Consider the following 18,289-nt stretch of genomic DNA (forward strand, 5'->3'; position numbering starts at 1 on the left):
ATTTGGTGTAGCGTAAGAAGCACATTTTAATGAGCATCAAGATATTAAATCAACATTTTGAAAAACTGGTTTTTGCAGTGGAGTCATCTATGATATACTGAAAAAAATTTTTATTTCGGAGGGAAGATGCGAAGGATTGTTTGGGGCGACAACTTGAATTACCTTTGCGGCCTCGAATCGGATAGTGTTAATCTGATATACATTGACCCCCCGTTTAATACGGGAAAAAAACAATCGCATACCAGGATAAAAACGATTCCCGATGAAAATAACGGCGATCGATTAGGCTTTGCCGGGAAAAGATATAGGACAATTGCAGTAATGAATACGGGATATGAAGATCGGTATGACGATTACATGGGTTTCCTCGAACCTAGGTTAACAGAAGCATATAGAATACTATCCGATAACGGCAGTTTATTTTTCCACATCGATTATCGGGAATCTCATTATTGTAAACTATTGTTGGATTCCATATTCGGCAGAGAATCTTTCCTGAATGAGATCATTTGGGCGTACGATTATGGGGCCAGATCGAAAAATCGATGGCCGACAAAGCACGACACCATTTTTTGGTACGCAAAAGATCCGGGAAGGTATACTTTTAATTATGATCAAATCGACAGAATCCCCTATATGGCCCCGGGGTTGGTCGGTGAAGAAAAAGCCTTGCGGGGCAAGACTCCCACGGATGTTTGGTGGAACACCATTGTTTCCACAAATGGAAAGGAACGAACGGGCTATGCTACCCAGAAGCCTCTGGCCATTCTTGAAAGGATCGTGAAGGTTCATTCAAATCCGAATGATGTATTGCTGGATTTTTTTGCCGGAAGCGGGACTTTGGGGGAGGCCGCAGGAAGGAATGGAAGGAGTTTCATTTTGGTAGACAATAATATTGAAGCAATTAAAGTTATGATTGCGCGGCTATCAAAATTTGATCCGGAAATCATCTGCTTGGATCAGGATTGTTTGCTGAAACATGATGCGGTGGAAGGGTTGCAACAAATAGGAATTCCTGAAACGCAAAGAGCGTAATCACGAGCAATTCCTCAATCATTGTATCTACTCAGCCTGATGCAGGTATTGGAAAAATGGCCAAAAACATCGCCCAATTATTCCCCCCTCATCCCATCCTCCCGTCACTGTCCCGAACGGAGCGCGGGACATGCGTTCCGGGATAACTTCTCCCAGCCCATCGCTTAGGCTGGAGGGCTGTGAACAACCGCATATCTTCATCCGCAGACGTTGGGCTGGGAGAAGGTGCCCGAAGGGCGGATGAGGGGGAGGCTGAGTAGATACCAATAATTTTTTATCAACATCGATTGCGGTTTTCTCCTTGCCAATATTTTCAGCCGCGACAGCCCAAAAATGCATGCCTAAAGCTTCTTGTCGAAAACTTGTGAGGTGTTGGAGATGATCCCGCCGAAGCGTCCTCCGGCCAGGTGGCGGAATCACGGGGTGGGTGTATCCGGCCGGGCGACGACATACTTCCCGTTTTCGGGGCCGAATTAGCCGTATGGATTGCAAAGGAACCTGGATTGCTGTTTTATTGTTCTTCATGAAATACTCGCGGAGGAAAACCGAAACCGGACTGCCTGTGATGAGGGCGCCAGAACATATGCCGAGTCGGTTTCGGGAACAGGCACACCAAGATGGGGGTGAACTCCCGCTTTTGCTGTCCCAGTATTCTCGGCCCGGTTTTTTTCCAGGAGGTTGGAAACCATGATCAGCAACGTCGCCGACATTCCGATCTATTACGACGTCCGCGGTTCCGGTCGGCCGATCCTGATGATCCACGGCTTCAGCCCGGACCATCGGCTGATGCTCGGATGCATGGAACCGGTGTTCGAGCGCCGCGAGGGCTGGCGGCGGATCTACTTCGACCTGCCCGGCATGGGCCGGACCCCCGCGCCGGACTGGCTCGCGGACACGGATCGGATGTTCGACGTCGTGCGTTGGTTCGTAGACCAGGTCATCCCGCTCGAGAAATATTGCGTGGCGGGGGAATCCTACGGCGCCTACCTGGCGCAGGGGCTGGCCGCGCGGTATCCGGAGCGGATCGAGGGGTTGCTGCTGCTTTGCCCGCTGGTACACGCCGACCCGGCCCGGCGCAGGGTTCCGCGGCGCGTGGTGTTGGAAAGGGACGCAGAATTGCTGGAGCGGCTGACGCCGGCTGAGCGGGCCGAATTCGAACCGATGGCCGTGATCCAAACGGACGCCACCTGGGAGAAGATGAGGCGCGACGTCCTCCCCGGGCTGGCGGCGGCCGACCGGGCTTTTTTGGACCGCCTTTGGAAGGGGTACGCGTTCGCGGACGAAGCCGCGCTCGACCGCGCCGCCTTCGACAAGCCGGTCCTGATCGTCGCCGGGCGGCAGGACAGCATCGTCGGCTACGAGGATTCGCTGGGCATGATCCCGCGCTACCCGCGCGCCGCCTGCGCGGTGCTCGACCGCGCCGGGCACAACGCCCAGATCGAACAGCCGGAATTGTTTGAGGCGCTGGCGGCGGAGTGGCTGGACCGGGTGGAGCGGGATTGGAAGTAGGCCGTCGACGGTCGAAGAACCTGGTCCTTGGCCATGGACCGTGGTTCCTTGAGGACTCTCCGGGAAGGTAATCGTTTCGAATGAAGCCAAGGAGAAAACCCATGTCGGACGGATCGAGGTACCATTCGGCGGTGATCTTCGTGCGCGATATCGAGGCGGCCAAGCGCTTCTACACCGAGGTGATGGGAATGGAGATCGACCTGGATTTCGGAACGAACGTCGGGTTGAAAGGCGGCCTCACGCTGTGGCAGGTCGATCCGCGGCACATCATCCCGGCCCGGCTGGGCTCCAACCCGCTCGCTACTCCGCGTGCCAACTTGTTTGAACTGTATTTCGAAACCGGGGACATCGGGGCGGCGTTTACGCGCGTGAAATCGGCCGGGATGGATTTCCTGCACGAGTTGCACGAGGAACCCTGGGGCCAGCGGACGACGCGGTTCTTCGATCCGGACCGGCACTTGATCGAAATCGGCGAAGCGCTGGATGCCATGGCGCGCCGGATGCGCGCCGAAGGAATGACCGCGGAGCAGATCGCGCGCAAGAGTTCGCTTCCGCTGAAGCAAATCCATGAGATGCTCGGGGGATGATTTTCATGTGCGCCCGGCAACTTTCCGCGGCGGGCCGGGAGGGGTTCCGGGGAGCGGTCACTCCACCGTGACGCTCTTGGCCAAGTTGCGGGGCTGGTCGATGTCGCAGCCGCGCAGGACCGCGGTGTGGTAGGCCAGCAGTTGGAGCGGGATGACCGTCAGCACCGGGCTGAGCATCCACGAGATCTCGGGAATCGGGAGCGTGTAATCCGCCAGGCGGGGGATGCGGTCGTCGCCGTCGGTGCAGACCGCGATCACGGTCCCGCCGCGGGCCCGGGTCTGCTCCACCTGGCTGATCATCTTCTCGTACCACGGATCGCGCGGGGCGAGCGCGACCACCGGCATGGATTTGTCCACCAGCGCAATCGGCCCGTGCTTCATCTCCCCCGCCGGATACGCTTCGGCATGGATGTAGGAAATTTCCTTCATCTTTAACGCGCCTTCGTAGGCGATCGGCATGTTGCCGCCGCGCCCGAGGTAGAGGCAGTGGGTGATGCCTTTCAGCGCATCGGCAACCCGGGCGACCTCGTGCTCCCGCGCCAGGCACTCGCCGGCCCGGCCGGGCAGGAGGCGCAGTTCGGCCACCCGCCGTTTGGCATCCTCCTCCGGAAGGACCCCGCGCAGCCGGCCGAGGAGGATCGCCGTGAGGTAAAGATCCACCAGCGGGGCGGTGAAGGCCTTGGTGGACGCCACGCCGATCTCCGGACCGGTCTGCATGGATAGGTACCCGTCGGCGATGCGCATCGCCTGCGATCCGACGACGTTGACGATGCTCCACAGCAACGCCCCCTTGCGCCGCGCCTCTTCCATCGCGGCGAGCGTGTCCGCCGTCTCGCCGGATTGCGAAATGGCGATCACCAGCGTGTGCTTGTCGATCAACGGATCGCGGTAGCGGAATTCCGAGGCGGTCTCCGCCTCGGCCGGGATGCGGGCCAAGCGCTCGATCAGGATCCGGCCGACCATCCCGGCGTAGGCGGCCGTCCCGCAGGCGGTGAGCACCACCCTCCGGATGGAGCGGGCGCGGGCCGGGGTCAGGTTCAGAGTCGGCAGAAAAACGTCGCCCCGTTCGAAATCCACCCGCCCGGCCATCGTATCCCCCAGCGAGCGGACTTGCTCGTGGATTTCCTTGAGCATGAAGTGCGGGTAATTCCCCTTTTCGGCGGCCGCGGCGTCCCAGTCGACGGTTTGGACGGGCAAGTCGACCGGACGACCCTCCAGATTCCGGACGGAAAAACCGCCGCGGGTGACGAGTGCGATCTGTCCGGAATCCAAGAACGCCATCCTCCGGGTGTGGTCCAGGAGCGCCGGCATATCGGAGGCGACGAACATTTCGCCTTCGCCCACTCCGAGAACCACCCCGCCGGCGTTGCCGAGGCGCGCGGCCACGATCCGGTCCGGTTCGCGGGAGGAGATCGCCACGATCCCGTGGGCGCCGCGCAAGCGTGAGACCGCCTGGCGCACCGCGTCGAAGAGCGGCGCGCCGCCGTCGGCGCAGGATTCGATCAGTTGGGCGATCACCTCGGTGTCGGTGTCGGAGCGGAAGCGCGCCCCCGCGGCGGCCAGCTCTTCCTTAAGCTCGAGATAGTTTTCGACGATTCCGTTGTGCACCACCACGATCTCGCCCGAGGCGCTGGCGTGGGGGTGGGCGTTGCGGTCGCTGGGCTCGCCGTGAGTCGCCCAGCGCGTATGGCCGATGCCGGCCTCGCCCCGGACCGGCTGGGCTTCGACCGCGCGGATTAGGTTGGAGAGTTTTCCGGCTTTTCGCCGCAGGGCGATCTTTCCATCCTGCAGGACCGCAATGCCGGCCGAATCGTACCCGCGGTACTCCAAACGCTTCAGGCCATCCAGGAGGATCGGCGCGGCGTCTCGCGGGCCGATGTAAGCGACGATTCCACACATACGCAGACATCTCCAAAAAAAACGAAATTCCTCCGCAGGCATCCGGGATATCAATACGGCGCAGGCTCGCGCCATCCCATGCAACGGTCCACCGGTGCGGCGGATCTGCGCCGGCGGAGGAAATGGGTTTCGGATGATGGTTCCGCCACATCGCCGGGATTGTGTTTCCCGGTTGCCCGGGAGGTTTCCGCCGGCGGATTGGCAGGAAAGGTCCTGCCGTCTTGGGGAAGAAGTCGGGCGTGGCCCGCCCGGAGGGTATCCGCTGATCCTTCGATTTTCTCCCGTGCATACCGCGCGGGATTAGCCCGGCTTCGGGGCCGGGAGCCCTCACCTCGTCAACCGGCGGATCGCCGGTCCATGCGCCATTCTTCCCGAAAGAGCCGCCTCCTTTCCTTTGGGTATTCAAAATTCTACCATGGAAGGGATCTCGAAATCCGGCATTGGCCGCCGATCCGCCTGGAAAAGGCGCGGATTATTTGCGGGGCGCCGCGGGAGGCACGACTTATCGCCGCCCGCCGGGCTCTTGTCCGAGGCTTTTCCGCGCCTTGCCGGTGAAAGTCTCCGGAAGCGACATTCCTGGAGGAAGCCTTCTCAATCCGCGCGGGCAAGCCAATGCAAGAATTGCCAGACCGGCTGAAGAGGGGATTTTCTTGCGTTTTCCAGCTTTCCTTGTTTTTTAGAGTTTTTTACCTTGTTCTTACGGTGTTCCCGGAGAGGGGAGGTTACATTTATGCTTGATTAATTGCATTGCAATAATTCCGGACTTCCTTCTCCCCCGGGGGCGCCAAACGAGGGGGCGGGGTTTTTATGTCTGTTCCTCTAAAGCTGTTGATCGTGGAAGATTCCCCGGACGACGCAGAATTGCTGATGCGGGAACTGCGCAACTCCGGTTATGAGCTTTCGGCCACCCGGGTGGAGGACGAGGAGCATTTTCTGGCCGCCCTGGGCGCACTGCCGCAAATCATCCTCATGGATTTCCGCCTGCCCGAATTCAACGCCCTGCGCGGCTTGGAGATCCTCCGCGACCGGTCGCTCGACATCCCCTGCATCGTCATCAGCGGAATCCTCAGCGATGAGACGGCGGTGGAATGCATCCGCCAAGGGGCCGCCGATTACCTGCTGAAGGACCGGCTGGCGCGGCTGGGCGCGGCCGTGGACCGCGCGATCCGGGAGCAGGAGGCGAAAGCCGACTGGCATCGGACGGAACTTGCGCTGCACGCGAGCGAAGCGCAGCTCCTGCGGCTGATGGAGAACGCCCAGGATATCGTCCTCCGCTACCGGAGGGGGGGCGAGCCGCAGTTCCTGTACGTCAATCCCTCGGTGCGATCGATCACCGGTTTTTCCCCGGAGGAGTTCTACGCCGATCCGCGGTTGTGGGGGGCGCGGGTTTCGGTTAACGGGCAGGAAGCCCCGCAACCCGCCAGGGAGGACCCGACCGGGACAGCGCTGCTGGAATACGGGCCGAAGATCCGGTTTCTGCGCAAAGACGGGACCACGGCCTGGCTGGAACAGCGCGTGGCGCTGGTGCGGGAGGGGGCGGACGATCCGGAGACGGTGGAGGGGATCATCCGCGACGTCACCGAAAGGGAGCAGCGCGAGCGGGAACTGAAAGCGATCACCTCGGTAGCCAATGCGATGCGTTCCGCGCCGACCCGCAGCGACATTTACCCCATTCTGTTGCAGCAACTCCGGGATTTGCTCAAAGCCGACGGAGTCGCCCTGGCGATGAAGGATGCCGCCAACGACGACATGATCGTCGAATTGGCGATCGGGGTCTGGGCCGACCGGACCGGAAAACGGATCAGCCACGCGATGGCGGACGACGGCGGGATCGCCCAGCCGGTGCGCGACGCCCGCGGGATGATGAACGGCCTGGCGGACGTGGTTTGCGTGCCGATGATCTCCCAGGGACAGACGATCGGGGTGCTGTGGGCGGGATGCAACGCCGAAGTCAGCGACGGAGAACTGCGGATCCTTTCGGCGGCTGCGGATATCGCGGCCAACGCCCTGCGGCGGGCGGCGCTCCACGAACAAACCCAACGCCGGCTGCAGCACATCACCGCCCTGCGGGCGATCGACATGGCGATCACCTCCAGTTTGGACCTGCGGGTCACGCTGAATTTCTTTCTCGACCAGGTGACCATCCGCCTGGGAATCCATGCCGCGTCGGTTCTGCTTCTGGATCCGCGAACGCAGATCCTGCAGTTCACCGCCGGCAGGGGGTTTCACACCCAGGCGCTGCACCACTCCAAGCTGAGGCTGGGCGAAGGCGTGGCCGGACGCGCGGCGCTCGAGCGGCGGATGATCAGCATTCCGGACCTGACGAAATCCTCAGAAGGATACCGGCGAGCGCCGCTGCTGACCGACGAAGGATTCGTATCCTACTTCGCGGCGCCGCTGGTGGCCAAGGGGCAGGTGAAGGGGGTGTTGGAGATTTTCCACCGCGCCCCGCTGGAGCCCGACAACGAATGGCTGGAGTTCCTCGACACCCTGGCGGTGCAGGCGGCGATCGCGATCGACAACGCCGGTTTATTCGAGGGTTTGCAGCGCTCCAATTTGGAGCTGGCGATGGCTTACGACGCCACCATCGAGGGCTGGTCCCGGGCGCTGGACATGCGCGACCGCGAGACCGAAGGCCACACGCAGCGCGTGACCGACATGACCCTGCGGCTGGCGCGGATGATGGGCGTGGGGGAGGATGAGCTGGTCCACATGCGGCGCGGGGCGCTGCTGCACGACATCGGCAAGATGGGCATTCCCGACAATATCCTGCTCAAGCCGGGGCCGCTCACGGACGAGGAGTGGGTTGTTATGCGCCGCCATCCGGAGTATGCCTACGAACTGCTTTCGATGGTCAACTACCTTCGTCCGGCGCTGCCGATCCCCTATTGCCACCATGAAAAGTGGGACGGCACGGGGTATCCGCGCGGATTGGTGGCGGAGGCCATCCCGCTGGCGGCCCGGTTGTTCGCGGTGGTGGACGTCTGGGACGCCCTGCGGTCGGAAAGGCCTTACCGGAAGGCGTGGCCGGACGAAAAAGTGCGCCAATACCTCCAGGAGCAATCCGGGAAGCATTTCGACCCCCAGGCAATGTTATTGTTTATGAAGGTGTTGGACCAGGACGGCCCCGCGGGCGGCTCCCCCGATCAGAGCAACTAGAGCGCGATTCCCATAATTTTTTGAACGGCGCTGATAATCCGTTCCTTGTCGGCGGGCTTGACGATGTAATCCTTCGCGCCGGCGCGGATGGCCTGGAGCACATGCGCCTCCTGCCCCAGGGAGGCCAGCATTATTACCTTGGCGTCCGGTTTGGCGGCCAAAATTTCCTTTAGCGCCGCCAGGCCGTCCTTTTCCGGCATGTTGAGATCCAGCAATACCACGTCGGGCTGTTCGGCCTGGAAAAGTTCCACGGCTTTTACGCCGTTGTCGGCCTCCAGGACGGTAAACCCTTCAACGGCAAGGATCCGGATCGTCTGCACCCGGAAAAACTCGGCGTCGTCGGCGATTAGAATTTTCGGCATCCGATCCCTCCATCCAGGCAGAGCCTTGCATCCCCGCGGACGGGGAGCCGCCGATACAACTCCGTTATCCCGTCTGTGATTTTACCGCATCCCTGAAAATCCCCGGCCGCAAGACTCGCCTTCTGCGAGCGCGGCAAGAATCCGGCCGAGGCGCGGAGCCGCGCGCCCCCGGCAGGAAGCGGCCGAAGCTCGGGGAAATTGCCGGCGCGGTTGACGGAGCCGCGCATTAACCGCCGCTTTATTTCCACCGCTTTCGCTTTTTGGCATACTGGAACAGATTCCGGACAAGCGATCGGAGGAAGCTCGGTGGCAGGCAGAATGAAATCCGCCCTCTGGAAAAACGGCCGCCGCGGCGCACGTCCGGCGACGCCGCACGAATTGGTCGGCAGGACGTACGATTTGGCGATCCGGGCCTGCCGCAAGGGCGAGGCGGAGAAATCGGAAAAGGCCATTTTGCTCCTGCGCGAATTAATGCGCGCGGTCGGCCCCGAGGATTCCGCGGATGTGCTGAAGTTCTACGATTGGTGCGTGAAGCGGATTCGGGCGGACGAGTTCGACGCGGCGGTCCAGACTTTGACCGACCTGCGTGCGGCATGGGAGCAGGCGGAGCGGCGTTTTCCGGCTTGACCCTCCTTCCGCCGCGGTGGATGATCCGTGCGGCGGATTAATCAGCCGGCGGCGCAGCCTCCGCGTTCCCCGGTTCTTCGGCGAGCAGATCCCGCATCCCCTCCAAGGCGTTCGGCTCCGGAACGGAAGCCAGCTTTTCCGCCAGGCGGTTCTGCTGTTGGATGACGTCGAGCAGTTCGCTGCGAAGAATCGCCACTTCCCGGGGCGCGTCGATGCCCAGTTTCACCTTCTCCCCATCGACCCCGAGCACCGTAACGACGATGTTCCCGCCGATGACGACGCTTTCTTCGGTGCGCCGCGTTAGCACCAACATTTCATACCTCCCCTGCTCCCATGGTTCCCTCGGCTTCATTATATATCAAGGCATGCCGGGGGTTCCGGCGGAGGAGGGGCCGTCCGGCGCGGCGATCAGAAGGTTTTTTCACCGAGGAGCAGGCTGGCGAGGATCGAAATCTCCCCGGTGTGCAGGTCGCCGTGGATCCGCGGGCCGTGCGAGAGGAAAGCCAGCGGAAGCCGGCTGCGGTTGAGAACGTTGTACAAGCCGCCGAAGGAGCGGGTTTCGTCCAGGCGGGTGACGACCGCGCCGCCGATTCCCATGTGGGAAAAGGCGGTGTACATATCTTGAAGGTCGGACTCCTTTGCCGTGGCTGGAACCACCCACAGGATGTGGCGGTCCGGAATGTCGGCAATGCAGGCATCCAGGAAGCGAATTTCCTCCGGGCGGTAAGGATTGCTGCCGGGCGTGTCGACCAGAAATAAATCGGAATCCGAATCCCGATGCAGCAAGGAGGGCAATTCTTCCGGCCGGTATGCCAACTGGAGCGGGATGCCGAGCGGGGCGGTGAAAGCCTGGGCTTTGGCGATCGCCCCGGCGCGGGTGGCGTCGGAGGAGATCCAATGAACCCGCTTGCCGAGCGATTTGATGGCATATGACGCGATTTTGGCGCAGGCGCTGGTCTTCCCGCAGCCGTTGGATCCGACGAGAAAGATAATCTTGCGGTGCATCAGGCAGGCGCCGCAGTCGGACCGCAGGCCGCGGAGGATCTGCTGGCGGACGAATTCGCGGGTCAGGGTTTCGTCGCCGAGAATCCGGGCATCCGGGTTTTCCTTCACGGATTTCACAACCCGGGCGATCCAATCGGAAGCAACACCCTGGGCGCGCAACCGCTTGTCGAGGTGGGCCAATGCGGGAGGCAGGGGCGCGCCGGCGGCCGGCGCCGCGGACGCGGGATTGGCGCCGCCGGTCGGATCGGAAGCGGCCGGCGGGGGCGGGATTCCACCGCCGACCGGCCGGACCGGATTTTGTTCCGCTTCGGGCGGTTCGGAATCCGCATACAGCGATTCCATTGCCGACGGCATCGCCACCACCTCCACGCCGGACCGCCGCCACACCTGCCAAGCCGGTCCGGCGGGAATCGGGTGGATCGAGACGATCAACGCTTCGTTCCCGAGCGCCTTTTCCACGGCCGCCAGGGCCGCCGGCATCGTCTTGGCGCGGAAGGCGCGCGGCATCATCCGCTTTCCCCCGGCGGTCGGTTTATCGCTTGCGGGCATCCGGTAAACAGCCATGTCGAGCCATAGAAATCCGGCGAACCCGCCGGACAGATTCGACGGGCCGAAAATTCCGCCGACGGGATGGAGTTCCTCCGAATTGGAATATTGTCAGCATATCCGGCTAGAACCGAACGGACCGTAAAAGGCCGATGAACAGGCGATGAAATCCCGGTTAAAAGGCGGCGGAACAGAGACTTCCGTACCGGTGCGGCGGCGCACAGACTCTCAGGATGCCGGCCGGGGTCCGCCGGCGGAAGGCGGCAGGACCGTTGGATTCCGCGACTTTATGGTGATTTTATGGCTCGGAAGAATGGCGAAAAATAAGATGAAAGGACCGCAGCCATTTCGGCTGCGGCCGATTCCTGCGGAATTTATTCTTCTTTCCTGAAATCGGCTGAACCACTCGGGGCGCGAATTCCCATTGCACCCTCTCGAACGCGGACGAAACGCATGTCGCGAGTCGCCGGTGAATGCATGACACCTCAGATCGAATCCTCCGCCGCGCGCTTTGCCGCCGCGGGCCGGGAGCCGGGCCGGTACGGCGGCAAGGACGGCGCGGCTCCGCTGCGGGCGAAATTCCGCGTGCTGTTGGTGGATGACGACATCAATTATTCCTCGCTGGTAAACGATGTCTTGGGATTTGCAGAAAACTTCACCCTGGACCGGGCGGCCAACCTGCGCGAAATGTGGGCGCTGCTCGAAAAGAACGTCTACGACGCGCTGCTGCTGGATTACAGCTTTCCGGACGGATCGGGATTGGACGCCCTGCGCACCCTTGCGCAACAAAAACGGGAGTTCCCGGTGATCATCGTCACCGGGCGCGGCGACGAGCGGGTCGCCGCCCAAGCCATCCAGCAGGGAGCCACCGACTACCTGGTGAAGAGCCCGGAAACCGTGTTCGAACTTCCGGTGATCATCAACAAGGCGGTGCGCAACTACGCCAATCAGATCGAGCGCGTCCGCTCGCTGGAAAAAATCCATTACCAGGCGCTGCTGCTGGAAAACGTCCGCGACGCGGTGGTGGTCTGGGACGCCGAAGGCATCGTCACCTATTGGAATCCGGCGGCCGAGCGGCTGTACGGCTGGACGGCGTCGCAGATGATCGGGCGCGGGGTGAACGAGGTCTACGCCGGGATCTTCTCGCCGCCGCCGATCCCCGTCTCGGCCGATTCCAACGCCCCGCTCGAGGTGGAGCGGTCGGTGCGGACCAACCGCGGGGAAACCCTGTGGATCGGATCGCGGATCACGGAATTGCGCGACGAATACCGCGGCGGGTCGCTGCTCGGATTCATCGACGTGACCCGCGACATCACCGCGCGCCGGAGGGCCGAGGAGCAGATCCGGGCGGCGCAGTCGAGCCTGGTGGAAAGTGCGCGGCTGACGGCGATCGGCGAACTTGCCTCCGGAGTCGCACACCAGATCAACAACCCGCTGACGGCGATCATCGCCGAAGCCCAGCTCCTCGGCCGCCGTCTGGCGGAGGATTCCGCCGCCCGGGAAAGCGCGGCGATCATCGAACAGGCCGGCTGGAAAGCCCAACAGGCGGTCCAGGACCTGATGGATTTCTCGCGGGCCGACCCCGACACGCTGGAAAGCGTTTCGGTCAACGAAACGATTCGGAAGGCGGTGCGGATGGTGGGGGCGCCGATCCAGGCCGGAGGGGGGGGATTGGAGATCGACCTGGCGGAGGATCTGCCCGCGGTCCGGGGCTACCCGACCCGGCTTGAGGATTTGTGGGTCAACCTGCTGCTGCTTGCGCGTGACGCCGCCGCCGACGGGCGGGCGCACCGCATCCGCATCCGCTCCGCTGCCCGGGGGGAGGGGGCGGTAACGGTGGAGGTGGAGGACGACGGCCGGGCGATACCGGCCGAGGAACTCGATTCGCTTTTCGAGCCGCACTTCACCGGCGCCGTGGCGGGCCGCGGCAACGGGATGGAATTCAGCATCTGCCGGGAAATCGTTCGCCAGCACGGCGGGCAGATCCGGGCAACGAGCTCGGCGGATTGCGGTACAATCGTTGCGGTGGAACTACCCACGGAGGTCGGCAATGGATCTGGCGAACATCCTGGTCATTGAAGACGATGACATTGTCGCCCGGACGATCGAACGCAGCCTCCGGGGCGAGGAGTTCCGGGTCGATCTGGCTTCCAGCGGGGTGGAAGGGCTGAAGGCGGCCCGCCGCAACCGCCCGGACCTGATCATCCTCGACGTGATCATGCCGGGGATGGACGGATACGCCGTCTGCCGGGAAATCCGGGCCGATCCGGTCCTCACCGCGATCCCGGTCCTGTTCCTCACGGCGAAAATCAAGGACGAAGACAAGATCACCGGCTTCAACGCCGGCGCCGACGACTACCTCTGCAAACCGTTCAACATCGACGAACTTATTTTGCGCGTACGCGCCATTCTGCGCCGCACCCAACGGCAGACCGCCGCCGCCCCCCAGCCGGGAAACGCCGTGCAGGTGGGGGAATACGCCCTCGACACCGCGACCTTCGAACTGCAGACCCCCCACCGCGGCAAGGTCCGCCTGACGCCGGTCCAGTACGATCTGCTCTACCATCTGATGAGCCATCCGGGCCAGATCTACTCGCCGATGCGCCTCCTGAACGAAGTCTGGGATTACCCGACCGACACCGGCTCCCCGGATCTGGTCCGCGTGCACGTGAAAAACTTGCGCGAACTGGTCGAACTGGACCCGCGCACTCCGACCTTCATCCGCACCGTCCCCGGGTACGGATACACCATCACCACCGATCCCGCATAGGGTCGACGCCATGCGAAGCCCAAAGAAAAAAAAACGGCCCGCTCCGGCCTCGAAGAACCGGGCGGCCTTGGGAGATTCGGCAGGCAAGGGCGGACTCCGCCCGTCCGCGGCCCCGGCCGGGGAAAACGACAGGCTTCAGGCGGCGGCGATGGAATCTCTGGAATACATCCTGCAGACGATGCGGCGGGAGGCCGGCGCCATCGTCGTCCAATCCAGCGAGGAAGGGCGGCCCGTCCACATCGCGGCGAAGAACGTCCCTCCGGCGTGGAGCGGCTTGCAGACGGATCCGGAGCATCCCCTGCGCGCGGTCGTCGGCCGCGTGCTCAAGACGGGCCGGGAAGACCCCCCCAATTCCAAATTGGAGCTTGCCGCCGCCATCCCGCTGATGGCCCGCTCGTCGCAACAGGGGGTTTTGCTGATGGCCGGCGACCCCTTCCCGACTGCCGACCATTACCGATTGATCGAACTGGCGCACGTCGCGGGCCGCACTCTGCGCATCTCGCGCTCGACCGAATCCCTGCAGGCGGCGGACAAAGAGCTGGCGTCCCTGCACATGATCGCCTCGATCCTGTCATCCGACCTCGAGCTGGACGAGATCCAAAAGGCGATGGTGGCGGGGGTCCGGCAGATATTGGATTGCGAGTTCGGCTGCCTGGCGCTGGTGGATGAACGCGAAGGGACCTTTGAGCGGAAAATCCTCGGCGACGGGCCGGAGTGGATCCGCAAAGAGGTGCTGCCGATGGAAGGCGGCGCGGCGGCCGCCTGCCTGCACAACCGTCAGCCGGTGCGCAGCGAGGAAGGGTCGATCGATCCGGCTTTGACCGCCGAGGCGGAACAGGTGCTGGGGGTGAAGCTGCGCTCCTACCTCTGCGCCCCGCTCCGCTCGGGCGACGAATCGATCGGCCTGCTGGACGTGTTCAACAAGCGCGGCGGCCCGTTCACCCCCTACGACCAGGAGCTGATCAGCCTGCTGGCCACCGCGACGGCCGACGCGCTCTACAACAAGCGGTTGATCCAGCAGATGAAGGGGATCAACCTCGACCTGAAAATCAACCGTGAGGAGCTGCTGGGTTCGCGCAACACCCTGCGGGCGCTGTTCGACAATCTCCCCGCCTCGCTCTACATCGTGGACCGCGCCTACGCCCTGCGGGCGATCAACCGCAGCCGCGCCCGCCGCGCCGGCTCGCGCCCCAACCTGCTGGTCGGGCGCTGCTGCTACGAGGCGCTGTTCGGGCGGATCAGCCCGTGCCCCGAGTGCCGGGTGGCGGAGACCTTCCAGAGCGGGAAGGGCGCCGAGCGCGGCTTGCGGACTCAGGATTCCGGCGGCGAGACGAAGGAGTGGGAAATCCACACCTACCCGATCCTCGACGAAGCCGGCCAGGTCGTCCAAGTGATTCTGTTCGAAGAGGACGTGACCGAACGGCGGCACCTCGAGGCGAACCTCGCCCAATCCGAAAAACTCGCCGCGGTCGGCCAGCTGGCGGCGGGGGTGGCGCACGAGATCAACAACCCGCTCACGGCGGTGATCGCCAACGCCCAGCTGATGCAGCGCTCGTTGCCGCCCGAAAGCGATATGCAGGAATCGGTGGAGCTGATCCTGGTCGCCGGAAGCCGCGCGGCCCAGGTGGTGCGCAACCTGCTCGATTTCGCGCGCAAGGAGCAATACCGCTTCGACCGCACCGACGTCAACGAGACCGTCCGGCGGACCCTGGAGCTGGTCCAGCACGAAATGGTCTCGCGCTCGATCGACCTGAAGTTCGATCCGGATCCGGACCTGCCGCGGGTGATGGCCAGCGGCGACCACCTGCAGGGGGTCTGGTTGAACTTGATGCTGAACGCCTTCGACGCGCTGAACGGCATGCCGGGCGAGATCTGGGTCTCCACCCGCCGGCGCGAAAAGGAAGTGCACGTGATTTTCGAGGACACCGGCAAGGGCATCCCGCCCGAGGTCCTGCCGCGGATCTTCGAGCCCTTTTTCACCACCAAACTGCCGGGCCAGGGGACGGGCCTCGGGCTTTCGGTCTGCCACCAGATCATCCGGCAGCACAACGGCCAGATCCTCGTGGAGAGCACCCCCGGCCGCGGCACGCGCTTTACGATTTCGCTGCCGGTGCCGTAACCCCGCGACCGGCGAGCCAACCCGAGAAAAACGAGGACATGCACAGAGCAGGGGTCTTGATCCTTTTGCGGGATCCGTCCAAGAGAATAGCCTGGCAACTGCGGGATGACGACCCCGGCGTGCCGACGGCGAATTCCTGGGGGATATTCGGGGGCTGGATCGAACCGGGCGAATCGCGCCGCGCGGCGGCGATTCGGGAAGTGAAGGAAGAATTATCCGTTGAACTGGACCCATCCCAACTGGATTACCTCGGAGTTTTTGAGATTTACCCCGAAGTCAACGCTTACGTGTATTCTTATTTGATTTTGGACGGGCTGCGGGAGGCGGTTCTGCACGAGGGGCAAGCGTTTGCCTTTTTATCCGCCGCGGAGTGGAAAGGATAGAAAACCGTTCCCCGGCAAGCGGAGTTGGCGGAGTGGTTTGTGCGCGGGGATGGAACGCCTATACGGCATCTTCAATCCGAATGAACAGCTTTCCAACGATCCGTTGATTGGCGGAGTCGATTGTTCGTTCCCCCTTGCCGCCGGCGGTCACCCCATCCCGATGGGACGAGCGGATGTGTGCTTGAGGGGGAGGAAAGTGTGTTTTTCAATGATTCGGCATAAGATCAATTTAATTCGGACGGAAAAAATCATTTCCTAGTACGGACTCCCATGTTCAAGAGATCCGCTTGAGGTGGCGGATATGAAGCCTCAAAGACAGGAGCGTCGTTCCGCAGAATACGACCGCGCCCGGCTTTTCTTGCTGGTTGTTCTTTTGCTTCCCGCCGGCGTCTCGTGCACGCCCGCCGCCGGTTCTCCAACGATCCCCGTCACTTCGACGGCGACGAGGTCGCCGGTCTGTTCAACCGCCCGGCAACCGCCGACCCCCCACCTTCGCATACACGCTCACGCCTTCCAGCACGCCGAAGCCGACGAAATCGGCTTCTTCCATCTCCGCTTTGCCGCTTTGTCGGGAAAGATCCGTTCCAAAAGGAACCTTGCTCTTAACCGCTTCCGGCGTTTTCAAGCTTGAAATCGGATGCCAATCGCCGGAGGATAATTGTCCAGCCATTTTAGATGAGATATTCCATTCTGAAAATATCATAACGGACGCGACATGGTCTCCCGGCGGCAAGAAATTTTTTTTGCCGCCGAAACCGACTCTCCCCCCGTCCCGGAAGGGCATGGGGGCGAGGCTACGGAAATCAGGCTCTTTGCGATTAATCCGGACGGGAGCGCGCCAGAGGTGATTTCCGGCCGCGGCGGATCCGTATCCAATATCGATTCATGCGAAGACGCGGATCGGATTCTATATGAAAGGTTTCTGGATATTTCGAAAATTTATATGGTCGACTCCCGGGGATCCGGTTCGGCTTTCGCCCACGGAGGATAATCCTTTTTTAATCCGGTAAGCTCTCCGCTCGGGCAGGATATCGCCTTCATGACCGAAGACGATCGCCTTTTCCTCAAGCATATCGGCAACAGCATCCATACGTTCGTCGCGGAAAATGCGGCCGGGAGAGCGGCGTGGTCTCCGGACCAAAGGTTCATCGCGTTCTCCCGCATCCAATCGTCTTCCGAATGGGGAACGTGCATCGCAGCCGCCAATCTCGGCTCGGAGAATCCGCCGGCGATTTTATCCCCGTGTCCGATATCGGGAACCGGAACCGACCCCGTCTGGTCCGCGGACGGGAACAATTTATTGACGGTTAATTATTCTTCGCGAGACCCATCCGGTGAGTTGATCCTCTCGGGCGCTCCCGCGGATTCGTCGAGGCCGATGAGGTTCGAGCACGATCCCCGAGTCATCCTCCGGCCGGCGATGAAATCGCAATCGTCGGTTTGGATCGGGCCGAATTAATTCATGGTTATCATCAAGCCGCATATCCCGGTCTGCATGTCGTGCTAATCATGAATATTCAGGAAGATTGTCTTGTCCAATTCGTCGAAGTGCCGAGAGGGTCGCGCGATCCAGATTGGCTTCCGGGTTGATGCGGATACTATCCAGCCCAATAAACATGGAAAGAAAGGATCCTTCATTCCCGGACGGGAACGGGAAATGGTTCTTTTTTGCCTTGATCCGAACATGGAAGCCTCGGCCGTTGCACTGGATTCTCCAAAAGTCGTAGATACCGGCATTTGGAACGGCGTGTATTCGTTCCAACTTTCAACGTAACGCAATAGCCCCCTCCTATGTCCTCCCCCGTTTGGCCTGGAGGGCCAAACGGGGGAGGACTTTTTTCTCCGAATGTTACAATTGGAAAAATTTTGGAGACGACATGAAAAAACGGCATGCCCTCGTTCTGCTGATCCTCGCAGCCTGCGCCGGATCGTCGAATCCGGCCAAGGCCGTGGAGGATTATTTCCAAGCCCTGGTGGATAAGGACGCGACCAAGGCGGTGGCGCTTTCCTGCGCGGCTTGGGAGGAAGGCGCCCGCATCGACGCCGACACCTTCGCGATGTACCCGGCCACCCTGGAAAACGTTTCCTGCCGCGAGGCGGGGACCGACGGCGAGTACCGGCTGGTCGAATGCAGCGGCAAGGCCATCCTGGATTACAACGGCGAACTGCAGGAGATCGACCTGGCCGGACAGACGTACCGGGTGATCCGCGAGGGCGGCGAGTGGCGGATGTGCGGGTATCAATGACGCCGAACCGGATCCTCCGGACCTTGTTCTCGCGGGAAAACC

General features: G+C 62.0%; 17 protein-coding genes. 12 read left to right on the forward strand and 5 right to left on the reverse strand.

The window, feature by feature from the left end; translation table 11 throughout:
• Positions 1 to 126: 126 nt before the first annotated feature.
• From JW929_02055 to JW929_02065, 3 genes are all read left to right on the forward strand, one after another.
• Positions 127 to 1,035, forward strand: coding sequence for a site-specific DNA-methyltransferase (locus JW929_02055; protein ID MBN1438168.1), 909 nt, complete (start codon positions 127 to 129; stop codon positions 1,033 to 1,035).
• A gap of 687 nt (positions 1,036 to 1,722) precedes the next feature.
• Positions 1,723 to 2,544, forward strand: coding sequence for an alpha/beta hydrolase (locus JW929_02060; GenBank protein ID MBN1438169.1), 822 nt, complete (start codon positions 1,723 to 1,725; stop codon positions 2,542 to 2,544).
• A 101-nt stretch (positions 2,545 to 2,645) separates the two neighbouring features.
• The gene (locus JW929_02065; GenBank protein ID MBN1438170.1) at positions 2,646 to 3,131 is read left to right on the forward strand and encodes a VOC family protein; all 486 of its coding nucleotides are present in this window, start codon (positions 2,646 to 2,648) and stop codon (positions 3,129 to 3,131) included.
• A gap of 57 nt (positions 3,132 to 3,188) precedes the next feature.
• Here the strand turns inward: JW929_02065 and glmS are convergent, their stop codons facing one another.
• Positions 3,189 to 5,030 carry a glutamine--fructose-6-phosphate transaminase (isomerizing) gene (gene glmS / locus JW929_02070; GenBank protein ID MBN1438171.1) on the reverse strand — a complete coding sequence of 614 codons (1,842 nt, stop codon included), beginning with the start codon at positions 5,028 to 5,030 and terminating at the stop codon, positions 3,189 to 3,191.
• Between the two features lie 807 nt (positions 5,031 to 5,837).
• Between glmS and JW929_02075 the strand changes: the two genes are divergently transcribed.
• On the forward strand, positions 5,838 to 8,189 hold the full coding sequence (locus tag JW929_02075) for a GAF domain-containing protein (GenBank protein MBN1438172.1): 2,352 nt from the start codon (positions 5,838 to 5,840) through the stop codon (positions 8,187 to 8,189).
• Here JW929_02075 and JW929_02080 read toward each other — a convergent pair.
• The gene (locus tag JW929_02080; GenBank protein MBN1438173.1) at positions 8,186 to 8,551 is read right to left on the reverse strand and encodes a response regulator; all 366 of its coding nucleotides are present in this window, start codon (positions 8,549 to 8,551) and stop codon (positions 8,186 to 8,188) included. The two genes, JW929_02075 and JW929_02080, sit on opposite strands and share 4 nt — an antisense overlap.
• A 306-nt stretch (positions 8,552 to 8,857) precedes the next feature.
• On the opposite strand from JW929_02080, the gene JW929_02085 reads away from it, so the two are divergent.
• Complete coding sequence (locus JW929_02085) at positions 8,858 to 9,178, forward strand: hypothetical protein (protein MBN1438174.1); 321 nt, start codon at positions 8,858 to 8,860, stop codon at positions 9,176 to 9,178.
• A gap of 37 nt (positions 9,179 to 9,215) precedes the next feature.
• On the opposite strand, the gene csrA is transcribed toward JW929_02085, so the two are convergent.
• Together csrA and JW929_02095 are read right to left on the reverse strand one after the other, a co-directional pair.
• Positions 9,216 to 9,491 carry a carbon storage regulator CsrA gene (gene csrA, locus JW929_02090; protein MBN1438175.1) on the reverse strand — a complete coding sequence of 92 codons (276 nt, stop codon included), beginning with the start codon at positions 9,489 to 9,491 and terminating at the stop codon, positions 9,216 to 9,218.
• 95 nt (positions 9,492 to 9,586) lie between these two features.
• Positions 9,587 to 10,747 (reverse strand): hypothetical protein, encoded by a 1,161-nt coding sequence (locus JW929_02095; protein MBN1438176.1) that lies wholly within the window; start codon positions 10,745 to 10,747, stop codon positions 9,587 to 9,589.
• 459 nt (positions 10,748 to 11,206) lie between these two features.
• On the opposite strand from JW929_02095, the gene JW929_02100 reads away from it, so the two are divergent.
• The 4 genes from JW929_02100 (at position 11,207) to JW929_02115 (ending at position 16,001) form a co-directional block, all read left to right on the forward strand.
• A complete protein-coding gene (locus tag JW929_02100) occupies positions 11,207 to 12,808 on the forward strand; it encodes a response regulator (GenBank protein ID MBN1438177.1) in 1,602 nt (533 codons plus the stop codon).
• On the forward strand, positions 12,780 to 13,499 hold the full coding sequence (locus JW929_02105; GenBank protein MBN1438178.1) for a response regulator transcription factor: 720 nt from the start codon (positions 12,780 to 12,782) through the stop codon (positions 13,497 to 13,499). The genes JW929_02100 and JW929_02105 overlap by 29 nt, the downstream gene beginning before the upstream one ends.
• 148 nt (positions 13,500 to 13,647) lie before the next feature.
• Positions 13,648 to 15,618 (forward strand): GAF domain-containing protein, encoded by a 1,971-nt coding sequence (locus JW929_02110; protein ID MBN1438179.1) that lies wholly within the window; start codon positions 13,648 to 13,650, stop codon positions 15,616 to 15,618.
• A 38-nt stretch (positions 15,619 to 15,656) separates the two neighbouring features.
• Positions 15,657 to 16,001: an NUDIX domain-containing protein gene (locus tag JW929_02115; GenBank protein MBN1438180.1), complete on the forward strand. Its 345-nt coding sequence runs from the start codon at positions 15,657 to 15,659 to the stop codon at positions 15,999 to 16,001.
• Between the two features lie 460 nt (positions 16,002 to 16,461).
• Here JW929_02115 and JW929_02120 read toward each other — a convergent pair whose 3' ends face one another.
• Positions 16,462 to 16,785, reverse strand: coding sequence for a hypothetical protein (locus JW929_02120; protein MBN1438181.1), 324 nt, complete (start codon positions 16,783 to 16,785; stop codon positions 16,462 to 16,464).
• Between the two features lie 255 nt (positions 16,786 to 17,040).
• On the opposite strand from JW929_02120, the gene JW929_02125 reads away from it, so the two are divergent.
• The 3 genes from JW929_02125 to JW929_02135 all read left to right on the forward strand — a co-directional run bounded on the left by JW929_02125 (position 17,041) and on the right by JW929_02135 (position 18,247).
• A complete protein-coding gene (locus tag JW929_02125; GenBank protein MBN1438182.1) occupies positions 17,041 to 17,460 on the forward strand; it encodes a hypothetical protein in 420 nt (139 codons plus the stop codon).
• Between the two features lie 72 nt (positions 17,461 to 17,532).
• The gene (locus JW929_02130; protein ID MBN1438183.1) at positions 17,533 to 17,775 is read left to right on the forward strand and encodes a hypothetical protein; all 243 of its coding nucleotides are present in this window, start codon (positions 17,533 to 17,535) and stop codon (positions 17,773 to 17,775) included.
• Positions 17,776 to 17,878: 103 nt separating this feature from the next.
• Positions 17,879 to 18,247: a hypothetical protein gene (locus JW929_02135; protein MBN1438184.1), complete on the forward strand. Its 369-nt coding sequence runs from the start codon at positions 17,879 to 17,881 to the stop codon at positions 18,245 to 18,247.
• The last annotated feature ends 42 nt before the right edge of the window (positions 18,248 to 18,289 follow it).

This window comes from Anaerolineales bacterium (assembly GCA_016928575.1).
In the GTDB taxonomy this organism is placed as follows: Bacteria; Chloroflexota; Anaerolineae; order Anaerolineales; family RBG-16-64-43; genus JAFGKK01.